This is a genomic window from Micromonospora sp. CNZ285, from assembly GCF_004637285.1.
This window is the reverse complement of sequence record NZ_SPQD01000001.1, coordinates 2156767-2174442: the sequence shown is the minus strand read 5'-3', so window position 1 is coordinate 2174442 and position 17676 is coordinate 2156767. Positions and strand designations below refer to the sequence as shown.

At 75.0% G+C, this 17676-nt stretch carries 20 protein-coding genes; 19 read left to right on the top strand and 1 reads right to left on the bottom strand.

The features are described 5' to 3' along the window. Positions 1-30 precede the first annotated feature (30 nt). Positions 31-789, bottom strand: coding sequence for a class I SAM-dependent methyltransferase (locus tag CLT75_RS10080; RefSeq protein WP_135240560.1), 759 nt, complete (start codon positions 787-789; stop codon positions 31-33). 183 nt (positions 790-972) lie between these two features. Here CLT75_RS10080 and CLT75_RS10075 point away from each other — a divergent pair, with 183 nt between their 5' ends. From CLT75_RS10075 to CLT75_RS09985, 19 genes are all read left to right on the top strand, one after another. Further along, positions 973-3252, top strand: coding sequence for an FAD-dependent oxidoreductase (locus CLT75_RS10075; RefSeq protein WP_135240559.1), 2280 nt, complete (start codon positions 973-975; stop codon positions 3250-3252). After that, positions 3249-3569, top strand: a complete 321-nt coding sequence (locus tag CLT75_RS10070) for an antibiotic biosynthesis monooxygenase family protein (RefSeq protein ID WP_135240558.1) — start codon at positions 3249-3251, stop codon at positions 3567-3569. Before CLT75_RS10075 ends, CLT75_RS10070 begins: the two co-directional genes overlap by 4 nt. After that, positions 3566-4792, top strand: coding sequence for a cytochrome P450 (locus CLT75_RS10065; RefSeq protein ID WP_135240557.1), 1227 nt, complete (start codon positions 3566-3568; stop codon positions 4790-4792). Before CLT75_RS10070 ends, CLT75_RS10065 begins: the two co-directional genes overlap by 4 nt. 38 nt (positions 4793-4830) lie before the next feature. Beyond that, on the top strand, positions 4831-5496 hold the full coding sequence (locus CLT75_RS10060; protein ID WP_135240556.1) for a TcmI family type II polyketide cyclase: 666 nt from the start codon (positions 4831-4833) through the stop codon (positions 5494-5496). Between the two features lie 86 nt (positions 5497-5582). Beyond that, positions 5583-5966: a DUF1622 domain-containing protein gene (locus CLT75_RS10055; RefSeq protein WP_135240555.1), complete on the top strand. Its 384-nt coding sequence runs from the start codon at positions 5583-5585 to the stop codon at positions 5964-5966. 29 nt (positions 5967-5995) lie between these two features. Continuing rightward, a complete protein-coding gene (locus CLT75_RS10050; protein ID WP_209310300.1) occupies positions 5996-6289 on the top strand; it encodes a macro domain-containing protein in 294 nt (97 codons plus the stop codon). A 73-nt stretch (positions 6290-6362) separates the two neighbouring features. Further along, complete coding sequence (locus tag CLT75_RS10045; RefSeq protein WP_135240554.1) at positions 6363-8426, top strand: heavy metal translocating P-type ATPase; 2064 nt, start codon at positions 6363-6365, stop codon at positions 8424-8426. Positions 8427-8520: 94 nt separating this feature from the next. After that, complete coding sequence (locus CLT75_RS10040) at positions 8521-8928, top strand: TOBE domain-containing protein (protein WP_135240553.1); 408 nt, start codon at positions 8521-8523, stop codon at positions 8926-8928. After that, positions 8925-9707: a molybdate ABC transporter substrate-binding protein gene (gene modA / locus CLT75_RS10035; protein ID WP_135240552.1), complete on the top strand. Its 783-nt coding sequence runs from the start codon at positions 8925-8927 to the stop codon at positions 9705-9707. The genes CLT75_RS10040 and modA overlap by 4 nt, the downstream gene beginning before the upstream one ends. Then, positions 9704-10501, top strand: a complete 798-nt coding sequence (locus CLT75_RS10030) for an ABC transporter permease (protein ID WP_135240551.1) — start codon at positions 9704-9706, stop codon at positions 10499-10501. The genes modA and CLT75_RS10030 overlap by 4 nt, the downstream gene beginning before the upstream one ends. Continuing rightward, positions 10483-11550: an ABC transporter ATP-binding protein gene (locus CLT75_RS10025; protein WP_209310299.1), complete on the top strand. Its 1068-nt coding sequence runs from the start codon at positions 10483-10485 to the stop codon at positions 11548-11550. Before CLT75_RS10030 ends, CLT75_RS10025 begins: the two co-directional genes overlap by 19 nt. Before the next feature lie 95 nt (positions 11551-11645). Then, on the top strand, positions 11646-11918 hold the full coding sequence (locus CLT75_RS10020) for a hypothetical protein (RefSeq protein WP_135240549.1): 273 nt from the start codon (positions 11646-11648) through the stop codon (positions 11916-11918). A 49-nt stretch (positions 11919-11967) separates the two neighbouring features. After that, positions 11968-12987 carry a zinc-dependent alcohol dehydrogenase gene (locus CLT75_RS10015; protein ID WP_486485338.1) on the top strand — a complete coding sequence of 340 codons (1020 nt, stop codon included), beginning with the start codon at positions 11968-11970 and terminating at the stop codon, positions 12985-12987. Positions 12988-12989: 2 nt separating this feature from the next. Continuing rightward, on the top strand, positions 12990-13388 hold the full coding sequence (locus CLT75_RS10010; protein WP_013286764.1) for a 6-pyruvoyl trahydropterin synthase family protein: 399 nt from the start codon (positions 12990-12992) through the stop codon (positions 13386-13388). Between the two features lie 4 nt (positions 13389-13392). Continuing rightward, complete coding sequence (locus CLT75_RS10005; RefSeq protein WP_135240547.1) at positions 13393-14430, top strand: glycosyltransferase family 4 protein; 1038 nt, start codon at positions 13393-13395, stop codon at positions 14428-14430. Beyond that, positions 14427-15236: a class I SAM-dependent methyltransferase gene (locus CLT75_RS10000; RefSeq protein WP_135240546.1), complete on the top strand. Its 810-nt coding sequence runs from the start codon at positions 14427-14429 to the stop codon at positions 15234-15236. Before CLT75_RS10005 ends, CLT75_RS10000 begins: the two co-directional genes overlap by 4 nt. Before the next feature lie 138 nt (positions 15237-15374). Further along, positions 15375-16280: a lysylphosphatidylglycerol synthase domain-containing protein gene (locus CLT75_RS09995; protein ID WP_209310448.1), complete on the top strand. Its 906-nt coding sequence runs from the start codon at positions 15375-15377 to the stop codon at positions 16278-16280. 69 nt (positions 16281-16349) lie between these two features. Next, a complete protein-coding gene (locus CLT75_RS09990) occupies positions 16350-16979 on the top strand; it encodes a GTP cyclohydrolase II (protein ID WP_135240544.1) in 630 nt (209 codons plus the stop codon). Then, a complete protein-coding gene (locus CLT75_RS09985; RefSeq protein ID WP_135240543.1) occupies positions 16976-17665 on the top strand; it encodes a RibD family protein in 690 nt (229 codons plus the stop codon). Before CLT75_RS09990 ends, CLT75_RS09985 begins: the two co-directional genes overlap by 4 nt. Positions 17666-17676 lie beyond the last annotated feature (11 nt).

The following is a 17676-nucleotide window of genomic DNA, read 5'->3' as shown; positions in this document are numbered from 1 at the left end:
CGTCGGCCGCCGGGCCGGGCGGCGCCCGGCTCAGCGCAGCGCGGCCACCGCGGCGTCCGCGCCGCCGCGCCAGAGCACGCCGGCCTCGGTGAAGCCGGCCGCGCGCAGCGCGTCCAGGTGCCAGGTCGCGGGCGGGTTCCACTCCGGGCTGTGCCCGGTCGGGTAGATCTGCCGCCGCTTCTCCACCAGCGGCCCGAGCACCGGATCGTCGGCTGCCCGCTCCCACCAGTCCGACCAGGACAGCGCCGCGCCCGCGCGGTGCCGGGCCGCCCGCAGCTCGCCCGCCCGTGCGTGCAGCCGGTCGGTCAGCGTCGGCATCCCCTCGTCGGGCATGTGGTCGGCGTTGACGAACACGCCGCCGGGGCGCAGCACGTCGCGGATCTCGCCGTACAGCCGCGCCAGGCGTGGACCGTCGAGCCAGTGCAGGGCGGTGGCGGTGAGCACGGCGTCGTAGTCGCGGTGCGGCAGCGCGGCGGCCCAGTCGGACCGGTTGAGGTCGGCGGTCACCACGGTGGCCCGCCCGGCCAGCGCCGCCTCGGCGAGGGTGAGCAGCACCGGGTCGAGGTCGAGCACCGTCACCTCGGCGTCGGGCCGGCGGGCCAGCGCCCGCAGGCTGATCGATCCGGTGCCACCGGCGAGGTCGAGGACGCGTGGCGGCCGGTCGCCGGCGACCGCCTCGACGGCGTCGAGCATCGCGGCGAAGCGGTGCTCCCGGTCGGGCAGGTACGCCTCCTGCTGCCGGTCCCAGCTCTCCTGCCAGGCCCGCACATCCAAGTCGTAAGGAGTCATGACGCTCACGATAGTTACCGATCCACGGCCCTGTCGAGGCTTGTTGCCAAAACTTTGCAATAAGCGTTCACCGTCGCGGTGGCGTCACCGGGGCCGGACGTCCGGCGGGCCGACGGTGACGAGGCGGTGACGCGCGCTGCGGCAGGGTCGCGGCACGACGACGGCACCGCTCGAGGGGGCTGCATGATCAGGACGATGCTCCGGCTGCGCGCGCGCCCCGGCTGCGAGCCCGCGATCGGGCCGGCCTTCGAGACGGTCGCCGGGCAGCTCGGCGCACTTCCCGGCAACCTGCGGCACGAGCTGCTGCGCGATGCCCTCGACCCGCGCGGCTTCGTCGTCGTCACCGAGTGGGCCGACGACGCGGCGCTGCGCGCGTACCGGCGGGGGCCGGTCGCGGCCCGCCTGGCCGACCTGCTCCGGCCGCTGACCGAGCCGGACGGCGACCCCGGCTACCCGCTGATGCGCGAGACCCGGGACGGGACGGGTCCGGTCTACGTGGACGTCGAACTGACAGTGCCGCTCGACCGGCTCGCCGAGTTCCACAGCGGCTACCCCGAGGTGGTCCGGCGGATGGCGGCGATACCCGGCTACCGCCGCGAACAACTGCTGCGCGAACCCGGCTCGGACATCCACCACATCTTCGCCGAGTGGGACGGCGCCGCGCCGTTCCTCGCCTGGATCGGCGACCCGGCCCACGCCTCCGCGCAGGCCGGGCCGATCGCGCCGTTCCTTCTCGACATCCGGCGCCGGCTGTTCCACGTCGTGCCCGACGCGGACGGCCGCCGACACCCCACCACGGGCTGGGAGGCCGACGTGCACAGGACAACAGACGTACTCGTCGTCGGGGCGGGGCCCACCGGGCTGACCGCCGCCGTCGAACTGGCCCGGCGGGGCATCGACTGCCTGGTGATCGACAAGCAGGCCACCCCGCCCGGCCACGCCGACAAGGCGATCGGTGTGCACTGCCGCACCATGGAGATCTGGGAGGAGCAGGGCGTCGTCCGCGAGGCGATGGACGCCGGCATCTGGCTCACCGGCAACACGGTCTTCGTCAACGGCGAGCAGACCCACCGGATGAGCTGGGAACTGCCCGGCCTGCCGTACGACCACCTCGGCCTGCCGCAGTACGAGACCGAGCGGATCCTCACCACCCGGCTGGCCACCCTCGGCGTCCGCCCGCAGCGCGGCGCCGAACTCGTCGACTTCACCCAGGACGCCGACGGCGTGACCGCCACCGTCCGCACCGCGGACGGCGGCACCGAGACGGTACGCGCGGCGTACCTGGTCGGCGCCGACGGAGCGCACAGCCGGGTACGGGAGCGGCTCGGGCTCACCTTCACCGGCGGGCTCGGCCGGTTCCCGCAACTGTTCATGCTGGTGGACGTCGACGTGGACTGGGACATGCCGGACGGGCACCTGCTGCGGTTCCTGCACATGACCGACGGGCAGATGGACGGGATGCTCGTCTGCGTACCGCTGCGCGGCGAGCACCGCTACCGCATCGCCACCCTCGCCCCGCCCCGGTTCTTCGCCCAGACCGGCGGGCGCGACGCCCCGCCCGGATTCAGCGAGGAACTCGACGAACCGACGATCGAGGACGTGCAGGCCGCGCTGGACCGCCTCGCGCCGGCCGGCACCCGGGCGAGCAACCTGCGCTGGTCGTCGGTGTTCCGAATCAGCCACGGCATCGTCGACCGCTACCGCGACGGCCGGGTGTTCGTCGCCGGGGACGCCGCCCACCTGCACCCGCCGGCCGGCGGCCAGGGCATGAACACCGGCATCCAGGACACCTGGAACCTGGCCTGGAAGCTCGCCCTGGCGGTACGCGGTCTCGCCGCGCCCGGCCTGCTGGACAGCTACGAGACCGAGCGCCGCCCGGAGGGCGAGGAGATCGTCGGCCGGGCGGTACGGATGGCCGGCACCGAGGAGGTGGACCGCGCCGACCTGGAACGGCAGTTCCTCCAGGAGATGTCCATGCTGCTCAGCTACGCCGGCAGCCCGCTGGTCGGGGAGACCGTCGCCGACCCGGCCGCGCTCGGTGACGCGCCCCGCCCCGGCGACATCGCGCCCGACGTGGACGGGCTGCGCCGGCGCGGCGTCGGCCACCCGCTGCGGCTGCGTGACCTGACCCGGGGCACCCGGCACACGCTGTTGCTCTACGCCGACCGTACGGCCGGTGCGGAGGAGCTGGCCGGGTTCACCGGCCTGTGCGCCGACGCGCGGCGGCTCGCCGGCGGGGAACTCGACGCGTACCTGCTGCTCGACCCGGACGCCGACGAACCGCGACTGCCCGACCCGCCGGTGGTGCGCGACGCCGAGCGCCGCTTCCGTGGCGGGTACGGCCTGGCCGGCACCGGCCTCTACCTGATCCGCCCGGACGGGCACATCGGGTTCCGGGGCGCGCCGGTCGACCCGGACGCGCTGCGCAAGCACCTGCACCTGGTCTTCGGGAGCGTCCGGTGAACCGGGTCCGGACCGTGCTGTCGATGCGGACCCGGGAGGGCTGCGAGGAGCGCTTCGAGGCGGAGTGGCTCACCGCCGCCGAACAGATCCGCACGCTGGACGGCTGCCTGCACCAGGACCTGGTCCGCGACGCCGACGACCCGCGCAGCTACCTGATCATCAGCGACTGGGCGGACCGCGAGCGGCTTGACGCGTTCGGCCGCAGCACGCACCGCGACCGGCTGCTGAGCATCATCCGTGAGCTGCGTGAGTCCGCCGACCGGCACACCTACCAGGTGCTGCACAGCGTGGCCGGCGAGCCGGGGGAGGGGCGATGACCGACGACGTGATGCCGGCGAGCGAGCTCTACACCGACGGGTTCGCCGCCGATCCGTACCCCGCGCTGGCCCGGCTGCGCGCCGAGCGGCCGGTCTGCCCGGTCGGCTCGCCGCGCTTCGACTCCTGGCTGATCACCCGATTCGACGACGCCCGCACCGCGCTGACCGACCCGCGCCTGTCCAAGGACCTGTACGGCCCGGGGCAGCACTACCTGAAGATCTTCGGCCCGAACTCCGAGGGCCTGAACCGCAACATGCTCAACTCCGACCCGCCCGAGCACACCCGGCTGCGCCGGGTGGTGTCGCAGGCGTTCGCGCCCCGGCGGATCGAGGCGCTGCGCCCCCGGGTGGCGTCGATAGTCGAGCAGCTCATCGACAAGATGGCGCCGCACGGCGAGGCCGACCTGATGCACGACTTCGCCATCCCGCTGCCGATGACTGTCATCTGCGAGCTGCTCGGCGTGCCGCCCGCCGACCACGGCCGGGTGCTCGACTGGACCCAGGTCATCCGCACCTCCGGCTCCACCAGCCGGCCGCCGGCGCAGGAACGGGCCGCGGTGCAGGAGGCCCAGCTCCGGCTGCACGACTACCTGGCCGGGCTGGTCCGCGCCAAACGCGACGACCCGGCCGACGACATCATCGGCGCGCTCGTCAAGGCCGTCGACCGGGACCGGACGCTGTCCGAGGCGGAACTGGTCACCACCACGTTCCTGCTGCTGTTCGCCGGGCACCAGACCACCGCCGACTTCCTCGGCAACGCCGTACTGGCCCTGCTCACCCACCCCGAGCAGATGGAACTGCTGCGCGACTCGCCCCGCCTGTTGCCCGCCGCGATCGAGGAGCTGCTGCGCTTCGACGGGCCGCTGCCCGTGGCCAGCCCGCGCATCGCCACCGAGGACGTCGACTACCAGGGCGTCCGCATCCCGCGCGGCGCGATCGTCGGGGTGGCGATCAACGCGGCCAACCACGACCCGGCGCACTTCGCCGACCCGGACCGGCTGGACCTGCGCCGGGTCCGGGGCCCGCACCTCGGGTTCGGGCACGGCGTCCACTACTGCCTGGGCGTCTCGCTGGCCCGGATGGAGGCCGAACTCGCACTCGGCGCGCTGCTGCGCCGGCTGCCCGGACTGCGTCTCGGCGTGCCGCTCGCCGAGGTGCGCCGGCTCCCCGCCGCCTCGCCGTTCCGCGGCCTGCTGGAACTGCCTGTCACCTTCACCGCGTGACGGCGCCGCCGTCCGAACCCACCCACCAAGGAGCAGTCATGGTCTTCCGCAACGTGATCGTCTGTCACATGGTCCCCGGCAGCGAGCAGATCGTCGGCGGCGTGTTCGGCCACTACGACCAGGCCACCCGGCCGCAGGACCTGGGCGTCATCGGCCGGTACCTGCTGTCGCACCACGACCTCTACATCCATGTGATCGAGCGGGAGCAGGACCCGCGGATCTCCGGGCAGACCCGTGGGCTGCCCGCCTTCCAGAAGATCGCCGAGGAGATCGGCCCGTACGTCACCCCGTACCCGCGCTACTGGAAGAACCCGTCGGACTCGGTGGCGAAGGAGTTCTACCACTGGGCGCCCGAGGGGGAGCCGCCCGCCGACACCACGCTCACCGTGATCGTCGGGCGGATCAAGCCCGGCGCCGAGCCGGACGTCGCACGGGTCTTCGCCGAGTCCGACGCCGGGTCGCTCCCGACCGACCTCGGCGTCACCGGGCGCTGGCTCTACTCGATCGACGACGTCTACGTGCACCTGCTCGAACAGGAGACGTCGGCGGCCGAGGCGACCCGGGACCAGCACGGCGACAAGCCCGCCTTCGGCAAGGTGATGCAGGACCTGGGCCCGTACATCGAGCCGTACCGGCCGGACCGGTGGCAGGGCCCGCAGGACTCCGTCGCCACCGTCTTCTACCGCTGGCAGGCCCAGGACTGAGCACGCTCCGCGCTCCCCGTCGACCGGGAGCGCGGAAACGCCGCCCCCGCGACCGGCCGTACGCCAGGCTGGTGCGGGGGTGCCGGGTGTCGACGAAGGAGATCGTCCAGCACATCGGGGCGCTGCTGGACCTGGCCGGGGTGCTCGTCATCGCGGTCGGCGTCGCGGTCGCCACGGCGGTGTTCGCGGTGCGCTGCGCCCGGACCCGCCAGGTGGTCGCGCACTACCGGGCGTACCGGCAGGGGGTCGGCCGGGCCATCCTGCTCGGCCTGGAGTTCCTGGTCGGCGGCGACATCATCCGTACGGTAGCGGTGTCGCCCACGTTCACCAGCGTCGGCGTGCTGGCGCTGATCGTGCTGGTCCGCACGTTCCTCAGCTTCTCCCTGGAGGTGGAGCTGGACGGCCGCTGGCCCTGGCAGGGCCGGACTCCGGCCGACCGGCCCAGCGTCGGCGCCCGCCCCCAGCGCTGAGCGTCGTACCCCTGCGGCAGCATGCCGGCATGGCGGAGTTCCGGATCGTGCGCGGCGACGCGACGAGCGCGCCGGACGTGTGGGTGGCCAACATGGTCGGCCGGCGCGGCATGCGCCGGGGCAGCGCCGGGCCGCCGATCCGGTACGACGCGGTGGAACGTTGCCTCACGACAGTCGCCGACCACGCCGAGGAGCTGGGCGCGTCGGTCCACATGCCGCGCATCGGCTGCGGGCTGGCCGGCGGCTCGTGGCAGCGGATCGAGCCGTTGATCCGGCGCGCGTTGTCCGACCGCGGCATCCCGGTGACCGTCTACGACAGGTAGTGACCTCCACTGTCGCCCGCGTCACTTCGCCGAGCCGGCACCGACAGGTACCCCCAGGGGGTATGGTGGTGCGATGGAGCACGGATCCGGTCACGACACCGGCCACCACGGCGACCACGACGACCACGGCGGCGGTCACGGCGCGCACGCCGGGCACGACCCGGAGCAGTTCCGCCGCCGGTTCTGGCTGAGCCTGGCGCTGACCGTGCCGATCGTCGCCACCAGCCACATGGTGATGGACTGGTTCGGCTACTCGCTGGACTTCCCCGGTGTGCGCTGGGTCGGCCCGGTGCTCGGCACGGTGGTCTTCCTCTACGGCGGCTGGCCGTTCCTCGTCGGCGGGCTGCGTGAGCTGCGCGAACGTGCCCCCGGCATGATGCTGCTGATCTCGATGGCGATCGTCGTCGCGTACCTCGCCTCGGCCGCCACCAGCCTCGGCCTGTTCGACCTGGACTTCTGGTGGGAGCTGGCCGCGCTGGTCACCATCATGCTGCTCGGCCACTGGCAGGAGATGCGGGCGGTCGGTCAGGCGCGCGGCGCGCTCGGCGCCCTCGCGGCGCTGCTGCCCGACGACGCCGAGCGCCTGGACGACGGGCGGCCGCATCCGGTCCCGGTCGGCGAGCTGCGGGTGGGCGACCTGGTGCTGGTGCGCCCCGGCGGGCGGGTGCCGGCCGACGGGCGGATCGTCGAGGGCGCCGCCGAGCTGGACGAGTCGATGATCACGGGGGAGTCGCGGCCGGTGGCCCGCGCCGCCGGGGACCGGGTGGTCGCCGGCACCGTCGCCACCGACTCCACCCTCCGGGTACGCGTCGAGGCGGTCGGCGCGGACACCGCGCTGGCCGGCATCGGGCGGCTCGTGGCGCAGGCGCAGGCCTCCGGCGGGCGCGCGCAGGTGCTCGCCGACCGGTTCGCCGCGCTGCTGTTCTACCTGGCGGCGTTCGCCGGCCTGGCGACGTTCGCGGTCTGGGCGCTGCTCGGCGACCCCGACCAGGCGGTGGTACGCACCGTGACGGTGCTGGTGATCGCCTGCCCGCACGCGCTCGGCCTGGCGATCCCGCTGGTGGTCGCGCTGTCCACAGCGCTGTCGGCCCGCGCCGGCATCCTGGTCAAGGACCGGCTCGCGCTGGAGCGGATGCGCACCGTCGACACCGTCCTGTTCGACAAGACCGGCACGCTCACCACCGGCCGGCACACGGTGACCGGGGTGGCCACCACCGGCGGGACGGACGAGACGGCCGCCCTGGCCCTGGCCGGCGCGGTGGAGGCCGACAGCGAGCACCCGCTGGCCCGGGCGCTGGTCGCCGCCGCCGACGCCCGCGGCAGCCGTCCCGCCGCGGGCGGCTTCCGGGCGCTGACCGGCCGGGGCGTGCGCGCCTCGGTGGACGGCGTGGACTGGGCGGTCGGCGGGCCGGCGCTGCTGCGCGAACTCGACGCCACGGTGCCGGACGACCTGGCCCGGGCCGCGCAGGAGTGGTCGGGCCGGGGTGCCGCGGTGCTGCACCTGGTCCGCCTGCCCGAGGGCGGCCCGCCGGAGGTGACCGCCGCGTTCGGGATGGAGGACCAGGTCCGCCCGGAGGCGCGGGCCGCCGTGGCCGAGCTGCGCGAGCTCGGCGTACGCAAGATCGTGATGATCACCGGCGACGCGCGCCCGGTCGCCGAGGCGGTCGCCGCCGACCTCGGGTTCCGGCCCGGCGTCGACGAGGTCTTCGCCGAGGTGCTCCCGGCCGACAAGGACAAGGCGGTGGCCGAGCTGCGCGGCCGGGGACTGACGGTGGCGATGGTCGGTGACGGCGTGAACGACGCCCCGGCGCTTGCCCGCGCCGACGTCGGGCTGGCCATCGGCGCCGGCACCGACGTGGCGATCGAGTCCGCCGGGGTGGTGCTCGCCGGCTCCGACCCGCGCGGCGTCGGCGGCGTGATCCGGCTGTCCCGCGCCTCGTACCGGAAGATGCGGCAGAACCTCGCCTGGGCGGCCGGCTACAACGTGGTCGCGATCCCGCTCGCCGCCGGTGTCCTCGCCTGGGCCGGGATCGCGCTCAGCCCGGCCCTGGGCGCGGTGCTGATGTCCGCCTCCACGATCGTGGTGGCGCTCAACGCCCAGCTGCTGCGCCGGGTCCGGATCGCCCCGGCCGACTGAACCGCAGTTCCGGTTCCCGAGCCGCCTGGCGGTTCGTGGATGCGAGCCCTCAAGCCCCTTCCGGCTCGCACCTGCGGGCCGCTAGGGTGGGCGCGTGACGGTGTTCCGGATCGGTGAGGCAGCCGAACTGCTCGGGGTCAGCGCGGACACGGTCCGCCGCTGGATCGACGCTGGGAAGCTGCCGGCCACCCGCGACGAGCACGGCCACCGGGTGCTCGACGGCGCGGACGTCGCAGCGTTCGTCCGCGCGCCCGGCCACCCCGAACTGTCCTCGGCCCGCAACCGGCTGCGCGGCATCGTCACCGCCGTCGTCAAGGACACCGTCATGGCCCAGGTGGACATCCAGGCCGGGCCGTTCCGGGTGGTGTCGCTGATGAGCCGCGAGGCCGTCGACGACCTCGACCTCCAGGTCGGCTCCGTCGCCGTCGCGGTGATCAAGTCGACCACCGTCGTGGTCGAGCGCGCCCCCGCCGCCACCCCCAGGGGAAGGACAAGCCCGTGACCGTACGGTGGATCCGCGCCGCGCTCGCCGCCGCGCTCGTGGGGGCGCTGGGCCTGACCGCCTGTGGCGGCGCCGACGAACCGGCCGGTCCCGACGGCGCCGGCCCGGTGACCGTGTTCGCCGCCGCCTCGCTCACCGAGTCGTTCACCACACTCGGCAAGGAGTACGAGGCCGCCCACCCCGGCAGCACCGTCACGTTCAACTTCGGCGGCAGCTCGGGCCTCGCCACCCAGATCACCCAGGGCGCGCCCGCCGACGTGTTCGCCGCCGCATCCCCCGCGACCATGAAGACGGTCACCGACGCCGGCGACGCGGCCGGTGAACCGGCGGTGCTGGTGCGCAACCAGCTCGTCGTCGCCGTACCCCCTGGCAACCCGGCCCGGGTCGGCGGCCTGGCCGACCTCGCCCGCCCCGGCGTCAAGGTGGCGCTCTGCGCGGAGCAGGTGCCCTGCGGCGCCGCCGCGCGCACCGCGCTGGACGCCGCGGGCGTGCGGCTCACCCCCGCCACGCTCGAACAGGACGTCAAGGGCGCGCTGGCCAAGCTGCGTCTCGGCGAGGTCGACGCGGCACTGGTCTACCGCACCGACGTCCGCGCCGCCCCCGGACTCGACGCGGTCGAGTTCCCCGAGTCGGCGCGCGCGGTGAACGACTACCCGATCGTGGTGCTGCGCGCCGCCGGGAACCCGGCCGGCGCCCGCGCCTTCGTCGACTTCGTCCGCTCCGACGCCGGGCTCGCCGTGCTCACCGCAGCCGGGTTCCAGGCGCCGCCCGGCGCATGAGCCGCACCGTACGCCGGCAGCGGGTGCCGATCGCCCTGCTCGTGCCCGCCGGGCTCGGCCTGACCTTCCTCGTCCTGCCGCTCGCCGGCCTGCTGCTCCGGACGCCCTGGACCACGCTGCCCCAGCGGCTGGCCGAGCCGGGTGTGCTCACCGCGCTGCGGCTGTCGCTGGAGACCGCCACCGTCGCCACGCTGCTCTGCGTGGCGCTCGGCGTACCCCTGGCCTGGCTCTTGGCGCGGGTGGAGTTCCCCGGCCGGCGGCTGGTCCGGGCGCTGGTCACGGTGCCGCTGGTGCTGCCGCCGGTGGTCGGCGGCGTGGCGCTGCTGCTGGTCTTCGGCCGGCGCGGGCTGATCGGGTCGTGGCTCGACGAGACGTTCGGGGTGACGCTGCCGTTCACCACCGCCGGGGTGGTGCTGGCCGAGGCGTTCGTGGCGATGCCGTTCCTGGTCATCGCCGTCGAGGGGGCGCTGCGCGGCGCCGACCCCCGGTACGAGGAGGCCGCCGCCACGCTCGGCGCCGGACGGTTCACCACCTTCACCCGGGTCACGCTGCCGCTCGTCGCCCCGGGCGTGGCGGCCGGGGCGGTGCTCTGCTGGGCCCGCGCGCTCGGTGAGTTCGGGGCCACCATCACGTTCGCCGGCAACTATCCCGGCCGCACCCAGACCATGCCGCTGGCGGTGTACCTGGCGCTGGAGACCGACCTGCAGGCCGCGATCGTGCTGAGCCTGATCCTGCTCACCGTCTCCGTGGTCATCCTCGCCGCCCTGCGCGACAAATGGGTCAGGACGACATGAGTGTGCTGGACGCGCATCTGGTCGCCGAGCGGGACGGGTTCACCCTCGACGTGCGGCTGCGCATCGCCGCCGGTGAGGTGGTGGCGCTGCTCGGCCCCAACGGCGCCGGCAAGACCACAGCGCTGCGGGTGCTGGCCGGCCTGCATCCCCTCACCGCCGGTCACCTCACGCTCGACGGCGCCGACCTGGACCGGCCGGACCGCCGGGTGTGGACGCCGCCGGAGCGCCGGCCGGTCGGCGTGGTGTTCCAGGACTACCTGCTGTTCCCGCACCTCAGCGCGCTGGACAACGTGGCGTTCGGGCCGCGCCGCCGGGGCGCCGACAAGCGCGCCGCCCGCGCCCGTGCCCAGGGGTGGCTGGACCGGGTCGGCCTCGGTGACCAGGCCCGGCGCCGGCCCCGGCAGCTCTCCGGCGGGCAGGCGCAGCGGGTCGCGCTGGCCCGCGCGCTCGCCGTCGACCCGGCGCTGCTGCTGCTCGACGAGCCGCTCGCCGCGCTCGACGCCCGGACCCGGCTGGACACCCGCGCCGAACTCCAGCGTCACCTCGGCGCGCACCCCGGCGCGACGCTGCTGGTCACCCACGACCCCCTCGACGCCCTGGTGCTCGCCGACCGACTGGTCATCGTGGAGCACGGCCGGGTGGTGCAGGAGGGCGACGCCGCAACCGTCACGGCCCGGCCGCGCACCGACTACGTGGCCCGGCTGGTCGGCCTCAACCTGCACCGCGGCCGCGCCGACGGACACGCCGTCACGGTCGGTGAGCTGACGCTCACCACCGCCGACACCGTCCACGGTGAGGCGTTCGTCGCGTACCCGCCGGCCGCTGTCGCGCTGCATCCGTCCCGGCCGGAGGGCAGCCCGCGCAACGTGTGGGCGGCCACCGTCACCGGTGTGCAACGCCACGGCGACAACCTGCGCGTGCAACTGGCCGGGCCGGTCGAGGTCGCCGCCGACGTCACGCCCGCCGCCGCGGCCCATCTCGGACTGATCCCCGGCCGCGCGGTCTGGGCGGCGGTCAAGGCAGCCGAGACGCGCGCCTATCCGGCGTGACAAACACCGCTGGTCGCGACATGTGCGCAGGTGAGAGGTTTGATCTGCGCTCAACCGGTCACTGGGACGGTAGCGACGACGCAAAGGGGGACACGGTGCCCGACACGATCCGCAACAGGTCCAGTCTGGACGCCGACCTGCCACGGGGAGTCGCCGACCCGTTGCTCTGGCGGGCCGCGTACGACGTTGCAGTCGCTCACCGGCCCGACGAGGCCGGCCGGTGCGAGAGCCTGCTGTGTGACGGTCAGGTCGCGCCGTGTGACGCGCTGACCGCTGCTCACCGCGCGATGGAACTGGCCGGGGACCGCCACGCCGACCGGGCCGAGCCGGAGACCTGGCGTACGGAGCAGCGCCGGCGCGCCGCCTGAGCATCGGGTCGCGGGCGGTTCGAACCGTGGACGCCCCGCTTCCGTGTTTATGATCGACAACTCGGTCGGAATGCGGGGAAGAGGAGAGTTCGTGACGGTCGACGCCCACGCGTTCTGGCTCCGCGCACCCGGCGAGGGCGAGATCCGGCCGGTCCGGCTCGCCGCGCCCGGCCCCGGTGAGGTGCTGGTCCGGACCCGTTTCTCCGGCGTCAGCCGCGGCACCGAGACGCTGGTGTTCACCGGCCGCGTCCCGGCCGACCAGCACGCCGCCATGCGGGCGCCGTTCCAGGAGGGCGACTTCCCGGCACCGGTCAAGTACGGCTACCTCAGCGTCGGCACCGTCGAGGCGGGCGACGAGCGGCTGCTGGGTCGTACCGTCTTCTGCCTCTACCCGCACCAGAGCGCGTACGTGGTCCCGGCCGACGCCGTGACCGTCGTGCCGGACGGCGTACCGGCCGAGCGCGCGGTGCTGGCCGGCACCGTGGAGACGGCTGTCAACGCGCTCTGGGACGCCGCCCCGCTGGTCGGCGACCGGGTCACGGTGATCGGCGGCGGGATGGTCGGCTGCGCGGTGACCGCGTTGCTGACCCGCTTCCCCGGCGTACGCGTCGAACTCGTCGACGCCGACCCGGCCCGCGCCGAGGTGGCCGCCGCGCTCGGCGCCGGTTTCGCCACGCCCGCCGACGCCACCGGCGAGCGCGACCTGGTGGTGCACGCCAGCGCCACCGCCGCCGGGCTGCAACGCGGCCTGGAGCTGCTGCGCCCCGAGGGCACCGTGCTGGAGCTGAGCTGGTACGGCGACCGGCCGGTCACGCTGGCGCTGGGCGGCGCGTTCCACTCCCGACGGCTGGGCATCCGCAGCAGCCAGGTCGGCACCGTCTCGCCCCGGCGGGCCGACCGCAGCTACGCCGACCGGCTCGCGCTCGCCCTGGACCTGCTGGCCGACCCGGTGTTCGACGCGCTGCTCACCGGCCGGTCCCGCTTCGACGACCTGCCCGACGTGCTGGACCGGCTCGCCTCGGGTGAGCTGCCGGCGCTGTGCCATCTCATCACCTACGGCGAGGAGTGATCGTGTTCAGCGTGACCGTCCGGGACCACATGATGGTCGCCCACAGCTTCCGCGGCGAGGTCTTCGGCCCGGCGCAGCGGCTGCACGGGGCGACGTTCGTCGTCGACGCCACGTTCCGCCGCGCCGAGCTGGACGACGACGGGATCGTTGTCGACATCGGGCTGGCCACCGAGCAGCTCAAGGCTGTGCTCGCCGAGCTGAACTACCGCAACCTCGACGACGAGCCCGCCTTCGCCGGGGTGAACACCACCACCGAGGTGCTCGCGCGGACGATCGCCGACCGGCTCGCCGACGCGGTGCACGCCGGCCGGCTGGGGGAGGGCGCGCGGGGCCTGGCCGGGATCACCGTCACCCTGCACGAGTCGCACATCGCGTGGGCGAGCTACGAGCGGTCGCTCTGACCGGATGACAGTCGTCCACGTGGTGCTGCCGGGCGACATCGACGACCCGGCGGACCCCAGTGGCGGCAACGCCTACGACCGCCGGGTCTGCCGCGGCCTGGCCGCGCGCGGCTGGACGGTACGCGAACACCAGGTACCCGGCGGCTGGCCGCACCCGGGGCCACGGGAGCGCGCCGACCTGGCCGGGCTGCTCGGTGGGCTGCCCGACGGCGTGCCGGTGCTGCTCGACGGCCTGGTGGCCTCGACCGTGCCGGACGTGCTCGCCCCGCACGCCGCGCGGCTGCGGCTGGTGATCCTGGTGCACCTGCCGATCGAGGGCGAGACGGAGGCGCGGTCGCTGGCGGCGGCCACCGCGGTGGTCGCCACCAGCGCGTGGACCCGCGACCGGCTGCTCGACCGCTACCGGCTGCGCCCCGAACGGGTGACCGTCGCGCCGCCCGGCGTCGACCCGGCGCCCGTCGCCGACGGCACGCCCGGCGGGGGACGGCTGCTCTGCGTCGCGGCGGTCACCCCGGTGAAGGGCCACGACGTGCTCGCCGCCGCGCTCGCCGAGGTGGCGGATCTTGACTGGACCTGCGACTGGGTCGGTCCACCGGACCGGGACCGGGCGTTCGCGGACCGGCTGCGCGGACGGCTCACCGCCACCGGTCTCGGCGGCCGGGTCCGGCTCACCGGTCCGCGCACCGGACCCGACCTGGCCGCCACGTACGCGGCGGCCGATCTGCTGGTTCAGCCGTCGCGGCGGGAGACGTACGGGATGGTGGTCACCGAGGCGCTGGCCCGGGGCGTACCGGTGCTGGCGAGCGAGACCGGCGGCCTGCCGGACACGCTCGGGCACGCCCCCGGCGGCGACCGGCCCGGCCTGCTGGTGCCGCCGGGCGACCCGGACGCGACCGCCGCGGCGCTGCGCCGCTGGCTCACCGACCCGGGCCTGCGGGACCGGCTGCGCCGCGCCGCCCGGCAGCGGCGGCACACCCTCACCGGCTGGCCGGTCACAGTGGACCGGCTGGCGACGGCACTGAAGGAGGCGACCGCGGCATGACCACCTCACTCCCGCCCGGCTTCGCGGACTGGCTGCGACTGCGCGAGCCCGCCGACGCGGCGGCCCGCAGCACCGAGCTGGCCGACGCGGTCCGTGACCGGCTGCCCGCCGGCCGGCCGCTCGTCGTGCACGACCTGGGCAGCGGCACCGGATCGATGGCCCGCTGGCTCGCGCCCCGGCTGCCCGGCCCGCAGCGTTGGGTGCTGCACGAACGCGACGTGGACCTGCTGGCGCTGGCCCGGGCCGGACGGCTCACCGCCGCCGACGGCGCCGAGGTCACGGTGACCACGCGCGGCTCCGACGTGACCCGGCTGACCGCCGCCGACCTGGCCGACGCCCACCTGATCACCGCGTCGGCGCTGCTGGACATGCTCACCGCCGAGGAGGTCGAGCGGATGGCGGCGGCCTGCGCCGGCCACCCGACGCTGTTCGCGCTCACCGTGACCGGACGGGCCGAGTTCACCCCGCCGGACCCGCTGGACGCCGAGCTGACCGCCGCGTTCAACGCCCACCAGCGCCGTACCGTCGACGGCCGGGTGCTGCTCGGGCCGGACGCCGTGGACGTCACGGTGGCCGCTTTCCGCCGCCACGGCGTGGAGACGCTGGTGCGGCCCACCCCGTGGCGGCTCGGCCCGGAGCAGGCGGAACTGGCCGCCGAGTGGCTCACCGGCTGGGTCGAGGCGGCGATCGAGGAACGACCGCATCTGTCCGGGCCCGCCGCGACGTATCAGAAGTGGCGGCTCGCCGAGGCCGCCGCCGGACGGCTCGACGTGGTGCTGCACCACGTGGACCTGCTCACCGGCTGAACCGAACCGGCTGCTGGCACGTGACAACCGGTGGGAACGAGGGAGGACCGTTTGTCACACGTCGCCGTCGCCGTCGCCGGACCCGTACCGGCTGTCACGCCCGCGCCGCCGCGCCGGGCCCGGACGCGCCGGGCCTGGATCCGCCCGCTGCTCGGGCTCGCGGTGCTCGCCGCGCTCGTCGCGTCGGTGGGTACCGGCCCGTTCCTGGCCGGGCTGCGGCTGATCGACGCGCCCGCGCTGGCCGCCGCGCTCGGCATCGGCGTGATCACCACCGTCTGCTGCGCCTGGCGCTGGTCGCTGGTCGCCGGTGGACTGGGCGTACGGCTGCCGATGCGCGCCGCGGTGGCGTACTGCTACCGGGCGGTCTTCCTCAACTCCACACTGCCCGGGGGCGTGCTCGGCGACGTGCACCGGGCGGTACGGCACGGCCGCGACGCCGGGGACGTGGCCCGGGGCGTGCGGGCGGTGGTCTGGGAGCGCACCGCCGGGCAGGTGGTGCAGGTGGTCATCGCGGTGGCGCTGCTCGCCGCGTTCCCGTCGCCGGTACGCCGGTACCTGCCGGCCCTCGCGGCCGTGCTCGCCGTGGTCGCGCTGGCGCTGGTGCTCGCCGCCCGCGCGGTGCCCCGCTCCGGGGCATCCCGCCTCGCCCGGGCCGCCCGGACGGCGCTCGCCGACGTCCGCTCCGGGGTGCTGGGCCGCCGGACCTGGGCCGGCGTGGTGGTCGCCTCGACTGTGGTGTTCGCCGGTCACCTGGCCACGTTCGTGGTGGCCGCCCGCACGGCCGGCGCGGACGCGCCGCTGTCGCATCTGCTGCCGCTGACGCTGCTGGCCCTGCTGGCCATGGCGGTGCCGCTGAACGTGGGTGGTTTCGGGCCGCGCGAGGGGGTGGCCGCCTGGGCGTTCGCCTCGGCCGGGCTGACCGCCGCGCAGGGTGTGGCGACCGGCACTGTGTACGGCGCGCTGGTCCTGGTGGCCAGCCTCCCCGGCGCCGCGGTGCTGCTCACACGGCGGCTGCCTCGGCGCGAGCCCGGCAACTGTCGGTGATCCCGCCTACGGTGGGGGAGCGAGGTGTGCGTCGCCGGGTCCGCCCGGCGACCGGACGACAGGAGAACCATGGACGAAACGCTGCCCACCGCGACGGTCCGGACCCGCGTGACGGTTCCGCTCCGGTTCCCCGACGGCTACGTGACCACGGCCCGCGTGCACACCTTCCACGGTCTCGTCGACGGCCGCGAGCACCTGGCGTTCGGTCTCGGTGAGCACGCCGACGCCGACCCGCCGCTGGTCCGTCCGCACAGCGAGTGCCTCACCGGGGACGTGTTCGGCAGCCAGCGCTGCGACTGCGGGCCGCAGTTGCGCGAGGCGGTCGAGCGGATCGCCCAGGCCGGCGGCTACCTGCTCTACCTGCGGCAGGAGGGGCGCGGCATCGGCCTGTACGCCAAGCTCGACGCGTACGCCCTGCAGGACGGCGGCCTCGACACGTACGAGGCGAACCTGGCGCTCGGGCGCGGCGCGGACGAGCGCGACTACACGGTGGCCGCGCAGATGCTCGCCGCGCTCGGCGTGGACCGGGTGTCCCTGCTCAGCAACAACCCGGACAAGGCGGCCCAGCTCGAACGGCTGGGCGTGACGGTGGCCGACCGGGTGTCCACCGGCGTGCACCTGTCGCCCGCCAACGCCGGCTACCTGGCGGCCAAGGTGACCCGCGCCGATCACGCCCTCGACCTGCCGTTCGTGCCGTGACCACCCGGCCGTACGTGCTGCTCAGCTGCGCGATGTCGATCGACGGCTACATCGACGACGCGAGCACCGAGCGGCTGCTGCTGTCGAACGACGACGACCTGGACCGGGTGGACGCGACACGGGCCGGGTGCGACGCGATCCTGGTCGGTGCGGCCACCGTGCGCCGCGACGACCCCCGCCTGCTGGTGCGCAGCGAGCACCGGCGCGCCGAGCGGGTGACGCGCGGGTTGCCGCCGTCGCCGGTGAAGGTGACCGTCACCGGCAGCGGCGACCTCGACCCGCGGGCCCGGTTCTTCACCGCGGGCGACGGGCTCAAGCTGGTGTACTGCCCGAGCGGCGTGGTGGACAAGGCCCGCGAGCAGGTAGGCGCGGTGTCCACGGTGGTCGACGCGGGCGACCCGGCCACCGCGGAGGCGGTGGTGGCCGACCTGGCCGGGCGCGGGGTCACGCGCCTGATGGTGGAGGGCGGCGGGACGATGCACCGCCAGTTCCTCACCGCCGGCCTGGCCGACGAGTTGCACCTGGTCGTGGCGCCGTTCTTCGTGGGGGACGGGCGCGCGCCGCGCTTCGTCGGGGACGGCCGCTTCCCGTGGCACCCGGGGCGCCGGGCCCGGGTGGTCGAGGTGCGCCAGATCGGCGACGTGGTCCTCACCCGGTACGCGCTGTCCGACCGCTGCCCGGCCTGACCGTCGTGTCG